The sequence below is a fragment of the Pseudonocardia lacus genome (assembly GCF_018531445.1).
GTDB classification, from domain to species: domain Bacteria; phylum Actinomycetota; class Actinomycetes; order Mycobacteriales; family Pseudonocardiaceae; genus Pseudonocardia; species Pseudonocardia lacus.
The window spans coordinates 1-16,888 of the sequence record NZ_JAHDTH010000094.1 but is presented as its reverse complement, the minus strand read 5'-3'; the positions used below and the strand labels follow the sequence as shown (position 1 = coordinate 16,888).

Annotated in this window: 18 protein-coding genes; 11 read left to right on the top strand and 7 right to left on the bottom strand. The window is 74.8% G+C overall.

Going from position 1 to position 16,888, the window contains the following annotated elements:
- Nucleotides 1–90: 90 nt before the first annotated feature.
- A complete protein-coding gene (locus KIK08_RS20090; RefSeq protein WP_214404743.1) occupies nucleotides 91–468 on the top strand; it encodes a hypothetical protein in 378 nt (125 codons plus the stop codon).
- Between the two features lie 4 nt (nucleotides 469–472).
- Here the strand turns inward: KIK08_RS20090 and KIK08_RS20085 are convergent, their stop codons facing one another.
- Nucleotides 473–1,372, bottom strand: coding sequence for a bile acid:sodium symporter family protein (locus tag KIK08_RS20085; RefSeq protein ID WP_214404742.1), 900 nt, complete (start codon nucleotides 1,370–1,372; stop codon nucleotides 473–475).
- 987 nt (nucleotides 1,373–2,359) lie between these two features.
- On the opposite strand from KIK08_RS20085, the gene lexA reads away from it, so the two are divergent.
- Together lexA and KIK08_RS20075 are read left to right on the top strand one after the other, a co-directional pair.
- Nucleotides 2,360–3,010 (top strand): transcriptional repressor LexA, encoded by a 651-nt coding sequence (gene lexA / locus KIK08_RS20080; RefSeq protein WP_214404741.1) that lies wholly within the window; start codon nucleotides 2,360–2,362, stop codon nucleotides 3,008–3,010.
- 12 nt (nucleotides 3,011–3,022) lie between these two features.
- Entirely contained in the window at nucleotides 3,023–4,003 is a 981-nt protein-coding gene (locus KIK08_RS20075; RefSeq protein WP_308257753.1) for a prenyltransferase/squalene oxidase repeat-containing protein, read from the top strand.
- On the opposite strand, the gene KIK08_RS20070 is transcribed toward KIK08_RS20075, so the two are convergent.
- Nucleotides 3,978–5,024 (bottom strand): saccharopine dehydrogenase NADP-binding domain-containing protein, encoded by a 1,047-nt coding sequence (locus KIK08_RS20070; protein ID WP_214404740.1) that lies wholly within the window; start codon nucleotides 5,022–5,024, stop codon nucleotides 3,978–3,980. The two genes, KIK08_RS20075 and KIK08_RS20070, sit on opposite strands and share 26 nt — an antisense overlap.
- 101 nt (nucleotides 5,025–5,125) lie before the next feature.
- Here KIK08_RS20070 and KIK08_RS20065 point away from each other — a divergent pair, with 101 nt between their 5' ends.
- Both KIK08_RS20065 and KIK08_RS20060 read left to right on the top strand, forming a co-directional pair.
- A complete protein-coding gene (locus KIK08_RS20065) occupies nucleotides 5,126–5,686 on the top strand; it encodes a signal peptidase II (RefSeq protein WP_214404739.1) in 561 nt (186 codons plus the stop codon).
- 9 nt (nucleotides 5,687–5,695) lie between these two features.
- Nucleotides 5,696–6,316 carry an MSMEG_1061 family FMN-dependent PPOX-type flavoprotein gene (locus tag KIK08_RS20060; RefSeq protein ID WP_214404738.1) on the top strand — a complete coding sequence of 207 codons (621 nt, stop codon included), beginning with the start codon at nucleotides 5,696–5,698 and terminating at the stop codon, nucleotides 6,314–6,316.
- Between the two features lie 11 nt (nucleotides 6,317–6,327).
- Here KIK08_RS20060 and KIK08_RS20055 read toward each other — a convergent pair whose 3' ends face one another.
- Complete coding sequence (locus tag KIK08_RS20055; RefSeq protein WP_214404737.1) at nucleotides 6,328–7,011, bottom strand: M23 family metallopeptidase; 684 nt, start codon at nucleotides 7,009–7,011, stop codon at nucleotides 6,328–6,330.
- Nucleotides 7,012–7,105: 94 nt separating this feature from the next.
- On the opposite strand from KIK08_RS20055, the gene KIK08_RS20050 reads away from it, so the two are divergent.
- Together KIK08_RS20050 and KIK08_RS20045 are read left to right on the top strand one after the other, a co-directional pair.
- On the top strand, nucleotides 7,106–8,134 hold the full coding sequence (locus KIK08_RS20050) for a Gfo/Idh/MocA family protein (protein ID WP_214404736.1): 1,029 nt from the start codon (nucleotides 7,106–7,108) through the stop codon (nucleotides 8,132–8,134).
- A 157-nt stretch (nucleotides 8,135–8,291) separates the two neighbouring features.
- Nucleotides 8,292–9,263: a sigma-70 family RNA polymerase sigma factor gene (locus KIK08_RS20045; protein ID WP_250557388.1), complete on the top strand. Its 972-nt coding sequence runs from the start codon at nucleotides 8,292–8,294 to the stop codon at nucleotides 9,261–9,263.
- A 63-nt stretch (nucleotides 9,264–9,326) separates the two neighbouring features.
- On the opposite strand, the gene KIK08_RS20040 is transcribed toward KIK08_RS20045, so the two are convergent.
- The 3 genes from KIK08_RS20040 to KIK08_RS20030 all read right to left on the bottom strand — a co-directional run bounded on the left by KIK08_RS20040 (nucleotide 9,327) and on the right by KIK08_RS20030 (nucleotide 11,507).
- Nucleotides 9,327–10,100 carry an SDR family NAD(P)-dependent oxidoreductase gene (locus tag KIK08_RS20040; protein WP_214404734.1) on the bottom strand — a complete coding sequence of 258 codons (774 nt, stop codon included), beginning with the start codon at nucleotides 10,098–10,100 and terminating at the stop codon, nucleotides 9,327–9,329.
- Nucleotides 10,101–10,216: 116 nt separating this feature from the next.
- A complete protein-coding gene (locus KIK08_RS20035; protein ID WP_214404733.1) occupies nucleotides 10,217–11,257 on the bottom strand; it encodes an endonuclease/exonuclease/phosphatase family protein in 1,041 nt (346 codons plus the stop codon).
- A 49-nt stretch (nucleotides 11,258–11,306) separates the two neighbouring features.
- Nucleotides 11,307–11,507, bottom strand: coding sequence for a helix-turn-helix domain-containing protein (locus KIK08_RS20030; protein ID WP_214404732.1), 201 nt, complete (start codon nucleotides 11,505–11,507; stop codon nucleotides 11,307–11,309).
- 184 nt (nucleotides 11,508–11,691) lie between these two features.
- On the opposite strand from KIK08_RS20030, the gene KIK08_RS20025 reads away from it, so the two are divergent.
- The 4 genes from KIK08_RS20025 to KIK08_RS20010 all read left to right on the top strand — a co-directional run bounded on the left by KIK08_RS20025 (nucleotide 11,692) and on the right by KIK08_RS20010 (nucleotide 15,014).
- Nucleotides 11,692–12,069 (top strand): hypothetical protein, encoded by a 378-nt coding sequence (locus tag KIK08_RS20025; protein ID WP_214404731.1) that lies wholly within the window; start codon nucleotides 11,692–11,694, stop codon nucleotides 12,067–12,069.
- Between the two features lie 268 nt (nucleotides 12,070–12,337).
- Nucleotides 12,338–13,210, top strand: coding sequence for a formyltetrahydrofolate deformylase (purU, locus tag KIK08_RS20020; RefSeq protein WP_214404730.1), 873 nt, complete (start codon nucleotides 12,338–12,340; stop codon nucleotides 13,208–13,210).
- A 333-nt stretch (nucleotides 13,211–13,543) separates the two neighbouring features.
- Nucleotides 13,544–14,464 carry an AraC family transcriptional regulator gene (locus tag KIK08_RS20015; RefSeq protein ID WP_214404729.1) on the top strand — a complete coding sequence of 307 codons (921 nt, stop codon included), beginning with the start codon at nucleotides 13,544–13,546 and terminating at the stop codon, nucleotides 14,462–14,464.
- Nucleotides 14,465–14,519: 55 nt separating this feature from the next.
- On the top strand, nucleotides 14,520–15,014 hold the full coding sequence (locus tag KIK08_RS20010) for a bifunctional nuclease family protein (RefSeq protein WP_214404728.1): 495 nt from the start codon (nucleotides 14,520–14,522) through the stop codon (nucleotides 15,012–15,014).
- 4 nt (nucleotides 15,015–15,018) lie between these two features.
- Here KIK08_RS20010 and KIK08_RS20005 read toward each other — a convergent pair whose 3' ends face one another.
- Nucleotides 15,019–16,272, bottom strand: a complete 1,254-nt coding sequence (locus tag KIK08_RS20005) for an MFS transporter (RefSeq protein ID WP_214404727.1) — start codon at nucleotides 16,270–16,272, stop codon at nucleotides 15,019–15,021.
- Nucleotides 16,273–16,888: the final 616 nt, after the last annotated feature.

Sequence of the window (16,888 nt, the reverse complement as noted above, 5' to 3'; positions counted from 1 at the left end):
ACTGCCGATGGGGACGCCCTGTCGTCCCGTCCGGCCGGACCGTCCGGTCCGACCTAGGCTGCGCGGCAGGTGCTGGCGAGGAGGTCGCACGTGTCGGCAGATCCGGTGATGGCGGTGCTGAGGGTGCGGGTCCCGGACGACGTCGACCCCGCCGTCGTGGAGGCCGAGCTGACCAGGGCGTTCTGGAAGCGGTCCGTGGCCGCGGAGCTCGTGCTGCTGCCCCCGGCGGGCTTCCCGTCCCCGCGGTGCGTCCGGAGCGGGCTGCGCCAGCACGGCTTCATCGCGGTGCTCTCCACCCGGGAACCCGAGGAGGGCAACCGGCTGACCGGCGTCGCCCAGAAGGCCGCGCGCAAGCGGCTGCGCCGGCGCTTCGGCCCGCGGGCCACCGCCCGGGTCCGGCTCGCCCGCCCCGGACCGGAGCTGGAGGTGGGGTGGTTCAGCATGCGGGGCACCCCGCACCGCGTCTGACCGGTCAGGCCTGCGCGGCCGACCGCGGCGCCGGCTCCGCGGAGCCCTTGCCGGTCCGGACGAACAGCCAGCCCGCGACCAGCGCGATCGGGAACATGATCACGCCGTACACGGCGGCCGGGATCGCCAACCGCTCGTTGCCCAGCACGCCCAGCGCCACCGCGATGGCGAGCGTGCTGTTGTGGATCCCCACCTCGAACGACGAGGCGATCGCCTGCCGGCGCCCCACCCGCAGCAGCCGCGGCAGCAGGTAGCCGACGGCCAGGCTGCACACGCAGAACAGCGCCGCGACCAGCCCGACGTCGGCCAGGTAGCCACCGATGGAGTCGCGCTCGGCGAGGATCGCGCCGACGATCACCGCCACCAGCACCACCGCCGACAGGACCCGCACCGGCCCCTCGGCGCGCGCCGCGAACCCCGGCGCCACCCGGCGCACCACCATGCCGATCGCGACCGGCACCAGCACGACCGCGAACACCTGCACGGTCTTGCCGAACTCCAGGCCGACCGACCCGGCCGCGGTCGGCGGGTCGAGCAGGGCGACCGCGAGGTTCACGACCAGCGGCAGCGTCAGCACCGCCAGCACCGAGTTGACCGCGGTCAGCGTGATGTTGAGGGCGACGTCGCCGCGGAACAGGTGGCTGAACAGGTTGGCCGTCGTCCCACCGGGCGACGCGGCCAACAGCATCATGCCCACGCCCAGCAGCGGATCCAGCCCCAGCACCAGCACCAGCCCGAGGCACACCGCCGGCAGCAGCAGCACCTGCGCCCCCAACGCGACCCCGACGGCCAGCGGTTCGCGGGCGGTGCGGCGGAAGTCGTCGGTGGTGAGCGTCAAGCCGAGCCCGAACATGATCACCGCGAGGGCGACCGGGAGCCCCACGGTCGTCAGGGCCGAGTCCATCGCGCGCCTCCGTCTCCCCGCACCCCGCTGGGCGGATCGTCCGGATCCTGCCCGGTCGTCGGGTGCGGGGGAAGGTCTGGCGCTGTGCGGGGTGCGCTGCTCGGTTCGGTTGGGCGGGGTCTCCGGCTTGGGGGCCTCCGGCGGCGCTTTCGGCGTCGAGGGCCTGCGGCTTTCGGGCCTCCGGCGGCGCCTGCGGCGGGCTACTGAGGGGCCTCCGGCGGCGCCTTCGCGGCGGGCGACCTCTGATCGAGCAGGGGTCCGCCCCTGCCGTCACGTCGACACGCCCAGGGTTGCACGCCCGGAAAATCTCCCGCACGGTTGGCATGCACGGGCTGTGGTTGGCATGTCGGGGTGCGGGCTCCTTCCGGTCGTGCACGTCTGTGCGTGCCGACGTGACAGGGGCTTCGAAGGTGGAGTGGCCGCTCCGCGGCCGGGCGGGGCCGGGCGGGGCCGGGCGAGGTCGGGCGAGGTCGGGCGAGGTCGGGCGAGGTCGGGCGAGGTCGGGCGAGGTCGGGCGGGTGAGGTCGGCCGGGCGAGGGCGCGTCCTCGCAGCGCCGGGTGGGTGTCGCAGCGCTGGCTGGGTCGTCGCAGCCCGCCGGCGGGCGGCGGGGACACGGCGGGGGATGCGCGGCCCCGCCCACCTCTGCGAGGCCGCCGTGTGCGGGGCGCCCGTCCCGAGCCGGCAGCGGGAGGGCCTCGGGGGTGGAGTGGGCGGTGGCGCCCCCGGCCGCGGTCCGGGGGCGCGCCTCGCAGCCTGGGGGTGTTGTCGCAGCTCTGGGTGGGTTGTCGCAGCGCGCCGGCGGGCTGCGAGGACACGGCTGGGGCTGCGCGACGCCTTCACGTCTGCGAGGCCACCGTGCGCACTCACCACGCCGAGGTCGGCGGCACCGACCACCCCGCGGTGGGAGGTGTACGCGGCCGGCGCGGGGGGCGGATCGGCGGGGCCGTCGGCGCGTCGGCGACCGGCCCACCTCTAGCATCCGGACCGTGCCCGCCCTCGATTTCGACCAGCTGGACACCTCCACCCTGCCGCCCCGCCAGCAGCGCATCCTGGTCGCGATCAGGGACTTCGTCGTCCGGAACGGGTACTCGCCGAGCACGCGGGAGATCGGCGACGCGGTCGGCCTGCGCTCGGCGTCGTCCGTGTCCCGGCACGTGGCGAGCCTGGAGGAGCGGGGGTTCCTGCGGCGCGGCGGGGCGGTGTGCCGTCCGATCGACGTGCGGTTGTTCCTGGGGGAGCCCGAGGGGCGTGGTGTGGGGGGCGACTCGGTGGTGGTCCCGGTGGTGGGCGACATCGCTGCCGGCGCGCCGATCGTCGCCGAGGAGCACGTCGACGACGTGCTGACGCTGCCGCGCGAGCTCGCCGGGCGCGGCACCTCGTTCGCGCTGCGGGTCCGGGGTGACTCGATGGTCGACGCGGCGATCTGCGACGGCGACACCGTCGTGGTGCGCCAGCAGTCGGAGGCCCACTCGGGGCAGATCGTCGCGGCGATGATCGACGGTGAGGCGACGGTGAAGGTGTTCCGCCGGCGCAACGGGCACGTCTACCTGGAGCCGCGCAACCCCGCCTACGACGTCATCGACGGCGACGAGTGCGTCGTGCTGGGCATCGTGGTGTCGGTGCTGCGCAGCATCTGAGAGGGTCGCCGGGTGGCGGGCGAGGCGCTGGTGGCGTGGCTGCACGACGCGGACCCGGCGCTGCGCTGGCAGGTCGAGCGCGACCTGCTGGGCGAGCCGCCCGAGGTCTGGCGGGCCACTCGGGCGAGGGTCGCGACGGAGGGCTTCGGGGCGCGGCTGCTGGCCCTGCAGGGCCCGGACGGGCAGTGGGCCGGGGGCGCGTTCTTCCCGGCCGGGTTCCTCGCCGACCACCCCGACGGCCCCGACGCGGCCGAGGGCCAGCCCTGGACGGCGACGACGTGGTCGCTCAACTCGCTGCGGGAGTGGGGGCTCGACCCCGCCGTCCTGCGCGAACGCCGCACCGTCGAACTCCTCGCGATGAACTGCCGGTGGGAGTACGACGACCTGCCGTACTGGGACGGCGAGGTCGACTGCTGCATCAACGCCTGGACCCTGGCGAACGGCGCGTGGCTCGGCGCCGACGTCGGTGGCATCGCCGAGTGGTTCGTCGAGCACCGCCTGCCCGACGGCGGCTGGAACTGCGAGTGGGTCGCGGGCTCGAAGCGCTCGTCGTTCCACTCGACGCTGAACGCGTTGAAGGGGCTGTTGGCCCACGAGGTCGCCACCGGCGGGACGGATGCCACGCGGGCGGCCCGGCGCGGCGGGCAGGAGTACCTCCTGCGGCGCGGCCTGTTCCGCAGGCTGTCCACGGGCGAGCCGGTGGGGCCGTGGGTGGACCGGTTCGTGCACCCGTTCCGCTGGACCTACAGCGTGCTCAACGCGGCGGAGTACTTCCGCGAGGCCTGGCGGCACGACGGCCTGCCGCCGGACCCCCGCATGGCCGAGGCGATGGGGCTCGTCCGCGACGCCCGCCGCCCCGACGGCACCTGGCTGCAGGCCGGCCGCCACCCGGGCCAGGTGTGGTTCGAGGTCGACGTGCCGGCGGGGGAGCCGTCGAAGTGGCTGACCCTGTCCGGGACGCGGGTGCTCAGCTGGTGGGAGACCACCGGGTGAGCGCCAGGGTCGCCGGGCTGAGCGCGTCGAGGGCGTCGGGCCCCACCTCGCCCGGCGCCACCGCCCCGACCGCCGTGGAGCGCCCGTCGAGGAGCCTTTCCAGCAGTTCCACGACGATGGGCGCGGTCGCGGCGTAGATGTCGCGCCCGCCGGCCGAGAGCCTGCGCTCCTCGGTGCCCCGGCGGGCGACGACGTCGACCACGAACCGCTGCGCGGAGCGACCGGAGCCGTCGGTGGCCCGCGGGGGCGGGGTGTTCGGGTCGCGGATGTCCTGCAGGGCGGTGTGGTCGAGGTAGGTCCGGACGACCGACGCGGGCAGGTGCCGGGCGATGGTGATGATCTCGGAGAACGGCAGCCCGACCACCTGCCGCGACCCGAGCGGCTCGGGGAAGGCCCAGGACCGCGGCGGTGGGTCGGTCGGGGCCGGAGTGAGCCGCCCTTCGGAGACGACGAGGCGCGGCGCGGTGTTGCGCCGGCCGGTGACGCGGGTGCCCTCGGTCGGCCACCACCGGTCGAGGCCGATCGCGACCGTGATCTCGTCGACGGAGTCCCACCCGGTGGTCGCGGCGGTGGCCAGCAGGTCGGGGAGCCCGCCGTAGAACGCCGCCGCCGGCACCACGGCGACGCCGGCGGCGCGGGCGCTGGCGTCGGCCTCGCGGTGCAGCGCCCGGACCGGGGACTGCTCGGCGCTGACGTCGAGGTAGTGGGCCCGGTTGTGCACGGCGGCCGCGGCCACCGGCCCGGCGGTGTCGGTGAAGGGGCCGGCGCAGTTGACGACGGCCGCGGCGCCGGCGAACGCGCGCCGCAGCGCGACCGGGTCGTCGATCGGGGCCGGGCGGACGTCGAGGTCGCCGAACTCGGCGGCGAGCGCGGCGAGCTTGTCCGGGTCGCGCCCGGACAGCACCGGCCGGTGTCCGCGCCCGCGGAGTTCGGCGACGACGAACCGGCCGGTGTGGCCGGTGGCCCCGTACACGACGACCGGTCGCGCGGGCTGGTGCTGCTGCGGGGAGTTCTCTGGCACGTCGATCAGCCTGGTGGTGCCGGGACGTCCGCTCCAGTGTCGGAAACGACCACTCCCGCTCAGTTTCGGACAGCACCCGGGGCATCACTAGTCTCGGTGCGGTGGACGACCCGCCTGCGCCCGACCCCGACCGCCGAGCCCGGGCGAGCCGCCCGATCCTGTTCGGGATCCTGCTGCTCGCGGTCGGGGTGCTCGTGCTCGACCAGCTCACCAAGTGGTGGGCGGAGTCGACGATGGTGCCGGGCGAGGCGACCCCGGTGCTCGGCACGTTCATCCAGTGGCGGCTGATCTACAACCCCGGGGCGGCCTTCGGCATGGCCGCGGACTTCACCTGGATCCTGACCTGCTTCGCCGCCGTCGCGGTGGTCGCGCTGGCCGTGTTCGCCACCCGGGTCGTGACGGTGAGCTGGGCGATCGGCGTGGGCGCGCTGCTGGGCGGGGCCGTGAGCCACCTGGGCGACCGGCTGCTGCGGGAACCGGGGTTCGCCCGCGGCCACATCGTCGACTTCATCGACTACAACGGCTGGTTCATCGGCAACGTCGCCGACATCGCCCTGGTCGGCGGGGTCGCCTACCTGGTGCTGCTGACGTTCCTGGGGATCGACCACCGGCCGGCGGCGACGCCGGTCCCGACGCCCGGAAGTGTCGCCGACGAAGGGTAGCCTCAGCGGATGACCAGGGTGATCGCGACGGCAGCCGAACTGCGCGACCTGGTCGCCGAGCCGCATCCCGTCGTCGCCGGCAAGGCCGTCGGGCGCATCGACGCGACGTCCCGCCGGTTCCTCGAATCGAGTCCGTTCTTCCTGCTCGCGACGACCGCCGCCGACGGCACCTGCGACGTCTCGCCCCGCGGCGACCCTCCCGGCACCGGCGCGCTGGTCCTGGACGAGCAGACCATCGCCATCGCCGACCGCAAGGGCAACCGGCGGCTGGACAGCATGACCAACATCCTGCAGAACCCGCACGTCGGGCTGCTGTTCCTGGTGCCGGGCCACGGCGACACGCTGCGCGTCAACGGGACGGCGCGGCTGGTCGCCGAGGCGCCGTACCTGGAGCGGATGGCCGTGCGGGGTGTCGTCCCCGTGCTGGCGATCGAGGTGCGGGTGCAGGAGATGTTCCTGCACTGCGCGAAGGCGTTCGCGCGCTCCTCGCTGTGGGACACCTCGACATGGCCCGAGCGCGCCGCCGTCCCGACGGCGGGGGAGATCGTGCGCGGCCAGCGCGGGGAGGCGATCTCCGCGGCGGCGGTCGACGACATGCTGGCCCGCGACGTGGCGACCAACCAGTACTGACGTCGGTCGCGTCAGAGCGGTTCGACGACGTCCGCCTCGCCGGGCATCCCCGCTCCGGGCACCTCCGTGGCGCGACCGGTGCGCGGCAGCGCCCGGTAGCCCCGGAAGGCCATCGGGAGCCCGCGGGCGACGCGCGCGTCCGCGGCGTCCATCACCTGGACGTGCACGTGCGGCTGGGTCGAGTTGCCCGAGTTGCCGCACTCGCCCAGCACGTCGCCGGCCGCCACGGCCTCGCCCTGCCGGACCCGGACGGAGCCGGCGCGCAGGTGGGCCAGCAGCACGAACCCGGCGCCGTCGGCCAGTTCCAGGACGACGTGGTTGCCGGCGACGGCGCCCGCGCCCGCGCGGACCCGCGACGCCTGGGTGAGCGCGTAGGGCAGCTGGGCGAACGGCGAGCGCCGCGCCTCGTGGTCGACCTCCCCGTCGTGCACGGCCGCGACCCGGCCCGCCGCCGGCGCCAGCACCGGCAGGCCGAACGCGTGGAAGCGGTCGGGCGGCTCGGTGGCCAGCACCGTGCGCCAGTCGCGGGTGCCGGCCGTGCGCCGGCCCCGCACGGCGACGAAGTCGATCGCGTAGGTGGTGGCCATCAGGTCGGTGCCGTGGCTGGGGACGCGCCGGGCCGGGCTGTTGCGCACCAGCCACGTGCCGCGGAACGGCAGCGCCAGCACGACCGGATCGGCTCTCTCCGGAGTCACCCGCCCGACGCTACCGGCGTTGCCGGGTGCTCGGCTCCGCCGTCGACCCGTAGGTTGCCGTCGAGGCGTGTGGTGGCGGACCTGGAGGTCGTGGATGGAGCCGGTGCGGTTCGGGCTGGTCGGGTACGGCTTCGGCGGGCGGTACTTCCACGCCCCGCTGATCGCCTCGGCGCCGGAGTGCGCGCTGGTCGCGGTGGCGACCGGCGCGGCTCAGCGGCGCGCGCAGGTCGAGGCGGAGCTGCCCGGCACGGCGACGGTGGCGGGGCTGGAGGAGTTGGCGGCCGCCGGCGCGGAGGCGGTGGCCATCTCCACCCCGGCCGACACCCACACCGCTCTCGCCGAGCGGGCCCTGGACCTCGGGCTGGCCGTCGTCTGCGACAAGCCGTTCGCGCTGGACGCCGAGGCCGCCCGGGGCACGGTCGAGCGGGCCGCCGAGCGCGGGCTCGCGCTGAGCCCGTACCAGAACCGGCGGTGGGACTCGGAGTTCGCGACCGTGCGGCGGCTGGTCGCCGAGGGCGCGCTGGGCGAGGTGACCCGGTTCGAGTCGCGGTTCGAGCGGTTCGCCCCGCAGGCCGGGCCACCCGCGGCCGGCGGCGGCACGCTGCTCGACTTCGGCAGCCACCTGGTCGACCAGGCGCTCGTGCTGCTCGGCCCGGTCGAGGCCGTCTACGCCGAGCTCCGCCGCCGGGAGTCCGGGCTCGACGACGACGTGTTCGTCGCGCTCACCCACCGCGGCGGGGCCCGCTCGCACCTGTGGGGCAGCTGGAGCCAGTCGGCGCCGGGGCCGCGCTACCGGGTGACCGGCACGACCGGCAGTTGCGTGCTCGTCGACGGCGACGGCCAGGAGGAGGCGCTCGTCGCCGGCCGGACCCCGGCGTCGGAGGGCGAGGGCTGGGGCGTCGAGCCCGACGGTTTCCGCGCGCGGCTGCACCGCGACGGCGCCGACGAGCCGCTGCGCCCGGAGCGGGGCCGCTGGGACAGCTTCTACCCGGCGTTCGCGGCGGCCGTGCGGGGGACGGGCGACGTACCGGTCGACCCGCGCGACGCGGTGGCCACCGCGACCGTCCTGGACGCGGCCCTGGCCAGCGCCACGACCGGCCAGGTCGTCGCGCTCCCCGCCTGACATCACCGTCGAGAACGAAGTTGTCGTGATCAACAGGCCCTGTTGATCACGACAAGTTCGTTCTCGACGGGTGATTGGAGCCGGACCGATGAATCCGGCGGCCCAGTACCGTCTACGCCGGCGAGCCCACCGCCAGGCCCACCGGAGGACCGCACGGATGACCCGAGCACTCGACGCGACCCGCCCGACCGACGCCGCCGACCTGGAGCGGTTCCGCGGCGAGCTGACCGGCTACTGCTACCGGATGCTCGGCTCGGCGTTCGACGCCGAGGACGCCGTGCAGGAGACGCTGGTGCGGGCGTGGCGCGGCTACGACCGGTTCGACGGCCGCTCGACCGTGCGCACGTGGCTGTACCGCATCGCCACCAACGTCTGCGTCGACCTGGGCACGGCCCGCGGCCGCCGCGCCCTGCCGGTGGACTTCGGCGCGGCCTCGACCGCCGACGCGGTGGTCGGCGACCGCCTGCCCGGCCGGACGTGGGTCGAACCGGTGCCCGACGGCCGGGTCCTGCCCGCCCAGCCGGACCCGGCCGACCAGGTGGCCACCCGCGACTCGGTCCGGCTCGCGTTCGTGGCCGCCCTGCAGCACCTGCCGGCCCGGCAGCGCGCCGCGCTGATCCTGCGCGACGTGCTGCGGTGGTCGGCCGCCGAGGTCGCCGAGCTGCTCGGCTCGTCCACCGCGGGGGTCAACAGCGCGCTGCAGCGCTCCCGCTCGACGCTGGCCGAGCGGGGCATCAGCGCCGACGCCGGGCCGCGCCCCGCCGCCGACGGCCAGGACGCGCTGCTGGCCCGCTACGTCGCGGCGTTCGAGCGGTTCGACCTGGACGCGCTGACCGCCCTGCTGCACCTGGACGTGACGCTGTCGCTGGCCCCGTACGCGACCTGGCTGCACGGCCCGGCCGAGCTGCGCCGGTGGTGGTCGGGGCAGGGCAACGGCTGCCAGGGGTCGATGCTGTGCCGGACCACCGCCAACGGCACCGCCGCGTTCGGCCAGTACCGCCCGGGCGGGGTGCCGTGGGCGCTGCAGGTCGTCGAGGTCGCCGACGGCCGGATCTCGGGCATCAGCTCGTTCCTCGACACCGAGCGGTTGTTCCCGCTGTTCGACCTGCCCCTGCGCGTCGCCGCCTGATCGGACCGCCGTCGAGAACGACGCTGTGGGACCAACGTCGTTCTCGACGGCGTCCGGTGGCGGTCAGGACTTGGGGGGCATCCGGATGGCGCCGTCGAGGCGGATCGTCTCGCCGTTCATGTAGTCGTTGGTGAGCACCTCGACCGCCATCGACGCGTACTCCTCGGCCTTCCCGAGCCGGTTCGGGTACACCACGCTCTGGCCGAGCGCCGCCTTGAACGCCTCGGCGCGCTCGCCCTCGCCGTAGATCGGGGTGTCGATCAGGCCGGGGGCGATCGTGTTGACCCGGATGCCGTGCCGGGCCAGGTCGCGGGCCAGCGGCAGGGTCATGCCGACCACGCCGCCCTTGGACGCCGAGTACGGCGTCTGGCCGATCTGGCCGTCGAAGGCGGCGGCCGATGCGGTGTTCAGGATCGAGCCGCGCGACGTGCCGTCGCCCAGCGGGTCGGTCTTGGCCATCGCCGAGGCGGCCAGCCGGGTGCAGTTGTAGGTGCCGACCAGGTTGACCCGCAGCACGAACTCGAAGGTCTCCAGCGGGATCGGCTCCAGGTCGCGCCCGATGACCCGACCCGCGCGGCCCAGGCCGGCGCTGTTGACCAGCACGCGCAGCGGGCCGAGCTCCGATGCCGCCTCGACCGCGGCGCGCACCTGCGCCTCGTCGGCGACGTCGGCCTTGACGAAGACGCCGCCGAGCTCGGCCGCGACCTTCTCGCCCTTCTCCTCCTGCAGGTCGAGCACGACGATCTTCGCGCCGCGCTGGGACAGCAGCCGCGCCGTCGCCTCCCCGAGCCCGGACGCGCCGCCGGTGACGATGGCCGAAGCCCCCGTGATGTCCATGAACGCTCTCCTCCCCACAGCGGCTGCGGTGCCGCCGCGATCCTCCGTGCATTCTCGGTCCCGCGACCCCGGTCGGCGTGCGTGCCGTCGGCCACACTGCCGGTCACGCCTGACCGTTACTGCAGTCGCAGGCGGGTGAGCACGGCGCGGTGGTCGCTGCCGTCGACGTCGTGCACGGTGAAGGTCTCCGCGGCGATGCCGGCGGTGACGAGCACGTGGTCGATCTGCGGCCCGAACAGCTGGCTGCGGTCGGTGGGGCTCCAGGTGGGCACCAGTCCCTGGCCGCGCTGGTCGGCGGCGTCCGCGCAGCCCACCATCCCCTCGCGCAGCGCCGAGTGGTCGAGGGTGGCGTTGAAGTCGCCGGCCACGACCGCGGGGGTGGCGGCCGTGCACCAGCGCGACAGCAGCGCCAGGTCGCCCTCCCACTGGCGCAGTTGGCCGCGCAGCGGCGCCGCGGCGTGGTAGGCGACGAACCGCAGGTCGCCGAGCCCGCCGCCGGTCACCTCGACGTACGGGAAGTAGGCCGGCTCGTCGCCGATCCGGACGTCGACCTCACCGAGCCGCTCGGACACCAGCGCCGTCACGCTGTTGACGTCCTCCGCCCCGGTCGAGGCCTCCACCCGGTAGCCCAACGGCTCGACCAGCGGCGCCAGGTCGACGCGGTAGTCCTCCCCGGCCTCCGGGATCGCGACCAGGTCGGGCCGCTGCTCGGCGACCAGCGCGGCCACCGCGGCCGGGTCGGCGTGCCCCTCGAACGTGTTGAAGGCGAGCACGGTCAACGGGGTGCCGGTGGTAGGCAGCGGATCGGCCACCACCCGCGGCAGCACCATCGCGGCCCCGATGAGCACGACCGCGACCACACCCGCCAGCAGCGGCACCGTGAACGGCCGCGCCGGCCGCGCGAACCAGCACACCGGCGCCAGGACGAGCGCCGCCCCGAGCCCGCCCAGCAGCGTCCACGGGCGGAAGGCCAACAGCTGGACGAACGGGGTGCGCCAGTCCAGGCCGAGCAGGTCGGGCAGGGCGAGGCCGGCGAAAGCGACGGTGCACAGGAGCGCCGCCAGGAAGGCCAGCACGGCGCCGCTGCGCGGGCGGGGGCGGGGCCGGCGGCGGGGGCTGGGGACAGCCGGACGCAGCTGGCCGGGCGGTGCGGTCATCGCTGACGATTCTGCCGTAGTACCGGCGGGGCCTTCGCCGGAGACCGGGTCAGCGGTCCTCCCACTCCTGGTTGATCTTCGCCATCTCGGCCAGCACGTCCTCCAGCCGCCACCGGAAGTGTCCGGACGGCAGCCGAAGTGCCGGAGTCAGGATCCCTTCGCGCGCGTACCGGGCGATCGTCGCGCGCGTGACTCCGAGCTCCTCGGCCACCTCGGCAGTGGTGAGCAACTTGCGCGGACGTTCTGGCACGTCAACACGTTATGTGCGATCTGACGCCGGTCTGAATGATCTACACGCTTCAGATGTTCTAACTCATATTTACGAGCTGTACGCTGTGTCCGATTTGAGCTACAGTCCGTGTCGCCAGACGCGAGCCCCGGGCGGCGATGGGACGCCGATCGGGGGTATCGATCACTCAGTCAGGAGTGAGCCCGTGCCCGAACCCAGTGCGGCGCCGCCGATCAGCCCGTTGGTGCCCGCCGTCCCGTGGCCCACCCACCAGGCCGTCGACCCGGTGGGCCCCGACGTCCCGGACCCGCTCGACGCGCTGCTCGCCGAGGTCGTCCCGACCCGCGCGGTGGGCGTCGCGGCCGATCTGTTCCGCGACCTCGCCCGCGAGTTGTCGGTGAACGTGGCCATGTGGAGCACGCTGCTCGCCGAGCACACCGCGTCCGCCGACGGGAGGTTCTGCGTCCACCGGCAGTGCCGCCGCGGCGGGTACGGATCCCTCGCGACGCCACACCCGTGCTCGGTGCGGACGCTCGCGCTGATCGCCTGCACCCTGCACCGCGCGGCGGAGGACCGGCGGTGAGGCGACGGCTCGGGCCCGTGGTGGCCGCGGCGGCGCTCCTGGCGTGGGCGTCCGCGGTGCTCGTCCTGATCATGACGGCCCGCTGACCGCCCGGCCGCCTACGTCACATGTCCCGGACCGCCCGGGCAGGGGAGCCGGGCCAGGACCGGTCATCCGCGTCATCCCCGTGGCGGGCTCCGGTGCCTACCGTTCCCGGTGAGGTCAGGAGCCCGGTGCGCGGCGCAGCGCTCCGACCCGTCCGACCGCACACGATGGTCCCGGAGGCGTCATGACCGGCTCGGCCGAGGTCCAGCACGGCGTCCTGCTGCTGCACTGCCCGGACGTGCCGGGCATCGTGCACGCGGTGTCCGAGGTGCTGGTGCAGGAGAAGTGCACGATCGTGCAGAGCCAGCAGTTCGGCAGCTCCACCACCGGCACCTTCTTCATGCGGGTGGAGTTCGCCCACATCGACGGCACGCCGCTGGACCTGCCGGCGCTGCGGGGGCGGATGGACCTGGTCGCCGAGCGGTTCTCGATGACCTGGCGGCTGGCCGACGCCGCGCAGCGGCAGCGGGCGGTGATCATGGTGAGCAGGTTCGCGCACTGCCTCAACGACCTGCTGTTCCGCAACTCGATCGGCGAGCTGCACCTGGACGTCGTCGCGGTCGTGTCCAACCACACCGACCTGCGCCGGATCGCCGACAACTACGGCGTGCCGTTCCGCCACATCCCGGTCACCCCCGACACGAAGGCCGACGCCGAGGCGGCGCTGCTCGACCTCGTCCGCGACGAGGGCGCCGAGCTGGTCATCCTGGCCCGCTACATGCAGATCCTGTCCGACGGGCTGTGCCAGCAGCTGGCCGGTCGGGCGATCAACATCCACCACTCGATGCTGCCCAGCTTCAAGGGCGCCCGGCCCTACCACCAGGCGCACGCGCGCGGGGTGAAGTTCATCGGCGCGACCGCCCACTACGTCACCGCCGACCTGGACGAGGGTCCGATCATCGAGCAGGAGCTGATCCGGGTCGACCACTCGCTGAGCCCCGAGCAGCTCGCGGCGCACGGGCGGGAGGCGGAGAGCCGGGCGCTGGCCCGCGCGGTGCGCTGGCACACCGAGAACCGGATCGCGGTCGTGGGCAACCGGACGGTCGTCTTCCCCTGAGGTTCAGTGCCGCACCGCGCTGGTCACCAGCGGCGGGTGGATCGTCGACGCCTCGCCGTCGACCGTCGTGCCGGCGAACCGGAGCATCACGCGGACCTCGCCGTTCGCCGCCGCGGGGGAGCCGAGGACGGGCGCGAGACCTCGTCGAGCCTGCGTAGCTGCTCAGTGGTCGAGGGGCATCGCGGACCTCCGATGACGTGTCCCGGGGACGTGCCCATCGACGCCGCGCCGACCCGCACGGGGTAGACCGAGGCGGGCCGGCTCTTGCACGATCCGCTCGATCACGGCGGGATCGGGTTGCCGCGATCCGGGCCCGGATGGTTCTGTGACGGCATGCCGCAACCCGCCGCCGCGCTCCTCGCCGAGCTGCGTGAGCTGGTCCTCACCCACGCCCGCGCCGCCGTCGTCACCCCCGTCGACGGCCTGCTGCTCAGCCGCGTCGAGGGCGGCGGGTCACCGGAGTACTCGCTGACCGAGCCGCTGGTCGTCGTCATGGTGCAGGGCGGCAAGCGCCTGCTGCTCGGCGACCGCGTCCACGACTACCGCGCCGGGCAGTGCCTGGTCGTGACGGCCGACCTCCCGGTCAGCGGCCACTTCGTCGACGCCTCGCCGGCGCACCCCGCGCTGGGGGTGGGGCTCGTGCTACGGCCCGCGGTCATCGCCTCCCTGCTGCTGGAGGCCCCCGGGGCGTGGTCGCGCGGGGGCCCGCCGCAGCCGGCGATCGCCGTCGGCGAGGCCGACGCCGACCTGCTCGACGCGACCGTCCGGCTCGTCCGCCTGGTCGAGCACCCCGACGACGCCGCGGTGCTCGCCCCGCTCGTCGAGCGGGAGATCCTGTGGCGGTTGCTGACCGGCCAGCACGGCGCGATGGTCCGCCAGATCGGACTGGCCGACAGCACCCTCGCCCACGTCGCCCGGGCCATCCGGTGGATCCGCGAGAACCACGCCGAGCCCCTGCGGATCGCCGAGCTGGCCGCGCTGGCGAGCATGAGCCCGTCGACGTTCCACCGGCACTTCCGCGCGGTCACCGCGCTGAGCCCGGTGCAGTTCCAGAAGCGGATCCGGCTGCAGGAGGCCCGCGCCCTGCTGCTGGCCGGGCCCGACGACGTCGCCGGCATCGGGCACCTCGTCGGCTACGACAGCCCGTCGCAGTTCAGCCGGGAGTACCGCCGGTTCTTCGGCGAGCCGCCCGGGCGCGACGCCGCCCGGCTGCGCACGCTCGCCGCGGCGGGGGCCGGGCGGCCGCTGCCCTGAGCGGTTGTCTCCTTCTGATACGTCCGTCCCGGCCCCGGGGCCGCACACTGCGCGGATGCGCACCATGCGGGTGGCCCGGCTCATCGTGCACGCCCGGTCGCGCCAGCCGGTGCTGGTGCTCGCGGAGACCGACGGCGACCGCTGCCTGCCGATCTTCCTGCGCCGCCCGCAGGCCGACGTGATCGCCGTCGGCCCGCGCGGCGCCGACGACCCGCTGCTCCCGCAGGACGTGCTGGTGCCGGTGCTGCGCGGGCTCGGCCACCAGCTCGACGGCGCCGAGCTGACCGAGCTGACCGACGGCGTGTTCAGCGCCGTCCTCGTGCTCGACGGCGGCACCCGGGTGGCGGTGCTGCCCAGCGACGCGCTGGCCGTCGCGGTGCGGGAGGGCCTGTCGATCGCGGTCGCCGAGGAGATCCTCGACGCCGTCGGGCAGCCGGTCGAGGAGGTCTTCCCGGACGGGACCGGCGCGCCGGCCCAGCAGCAGGTCGAGGAGTTCCGCAGCTTCCTCGACGGCGTCACGCCCGACGACTTCGGCACCCCGGACCGCTGACGGCTCAGGGGACGGACTTGATCCGGTAGACCAGCACCGCCCCGGCGAGCCCGACGACCCCTGCCACGCCGTAGAGCACCGGGTAGCCGCCCAGCCCGGTGACGATCGGGGCGGCCACGGCCGGGGCGATGACCTGCGGCAGCGAGCTGGCGATGTTGAGCACGCCGAGGTCCTTCGCCCGGTCGGTCGAGCTGGGCAGGACCTGGGTGAGCAGTGCGAAGTCCACCGAGGTGTAGGCGCCGAAGCCCAGCCCGAGCACCGCGGCGGCGACCAGCACGCCCGTCCACGTCGGCCAGAAGGCGATCATGAAGGACGCGATGGCCATCAACGTCCCGCCGGCCAGGACGAACACCCGGCGGCGGCCGACCCGGTCCGACCACATCCCGGTGAGCACGACCGCGACCAGCATGGCGGCCAGGTCGACGCCGGTCGCGATCAGCACGCCGGTCTCCGGGTCGGGCACGCCGACGGCGTCCTTGAGGTAGAAGAACAGGTACAGCAGGGCGATCGAGTTGCCGAGGTTGATCAGGAACCGGGTCAGCCAGCCCCAGCCGAAGTCCGGGTACCGGCGCGGGTCGATCCAGAAGCCGCGCAGGAACCCCGCCCAGCTCCACGGCGCCCGGTGCGCCCGGTCCAGCGCGGTGTCGCGGCGCAGCAGCAGGTACGGCACCGTCGCGACGAGCATGAACGCCGCGCAGGCGAGGTAACCGGCCGCGGTGCTGCCGCCGAGCACGGCCAGCCCCGTGCCCACAGCCACGCCGACGATCAGCGCCAGACCGACGTAGCCCGCCGCGGTGCCGCGCTGGTCGGGCGGCACCTGGTCGGGCACGCTCGCGCTCAGCGCCGCGTAGGAGGCGTTGAGCAGGGTCTGCACCAGGCACCACCCGACCACCACCACCGCGATCGTCCCGGCGGCCGCGAGCACCCCCAGCGACAGCGCCCCACCGACGGTCCCGACGACGATCCACGGCACCCGCCGCCCCCACCGCGACGTCGTGCGGTCCGACAGCGCCCCGAACAGCGGGTTCGCGACCAGCGAGAACGCCGCCCCGGCGCCCAGCACGAGCGCCAGCGCCGCCTCCTTGTCGGCCGGGGCCAGCGCCTCGGTCTGCATCGGCAGCAGGATCTGGATGGCGCCGTACAACCCCACGTACATGCCGACCCAGGCCAGCGAGAACGCCCCGACCCAGCCGGCGCCCACCCGCCGCGTCGGCTCGGCGAGGGCCTCGGGAGGGCTCGCCTCCGGCGTCAGGCTCATCGCGACCCCCCTCGTTCCGGCCGCACCGTATCCCGCCCGAGGCCGGGATGGTGACTGTCAGTACGGAGTTCCCGTCCGCGCCCCCGTCCGGTGATCCACAGCCGTCTTCGCAGGGCCTTCACCCTCTTCGCAGGCTCCCCAGCACCTGCGAAGAGCACACAGACCCTGCGACGTGGCCGGGTGCCCCTTGCCGGCCGGAGGTGGCCCGACGCGAGGGTGCGCCGGAGGCCCGCCCCGTGGGGAGCGCTCTGGTCGCCCATCTCGCAGCGGAGGTGGGTCGTCGCACCCCCGGGCGGGTCGTCGCACGCCCGGGTGGGTCGTGCACCCCCGGGTGGGTCGTCGCAGCCCGCCGGCGCGCTGTGAGCACCCGGCCGCCGCTGCGGCACGCACCTGGCGCTGCGAGGACGCGTCCCTCGGGCGGCCCTCGCTGACCTCGCAGCCTCGGGTGGGTCGTCGCAGCCCGCCGGCGTGCTGCGAGCACCCGGCTGCCGCTGCGGCACGCACCTGGCGCTGCGAGGACGCCTTCCCCGGCCGGCCCTCGCCGACCTCGCAGCCTCGGGTGGGTCGTCGCAGCCCGCCGGCGCGCTGCGATGCCCCGGCCGCGGCTGGGGCCCGC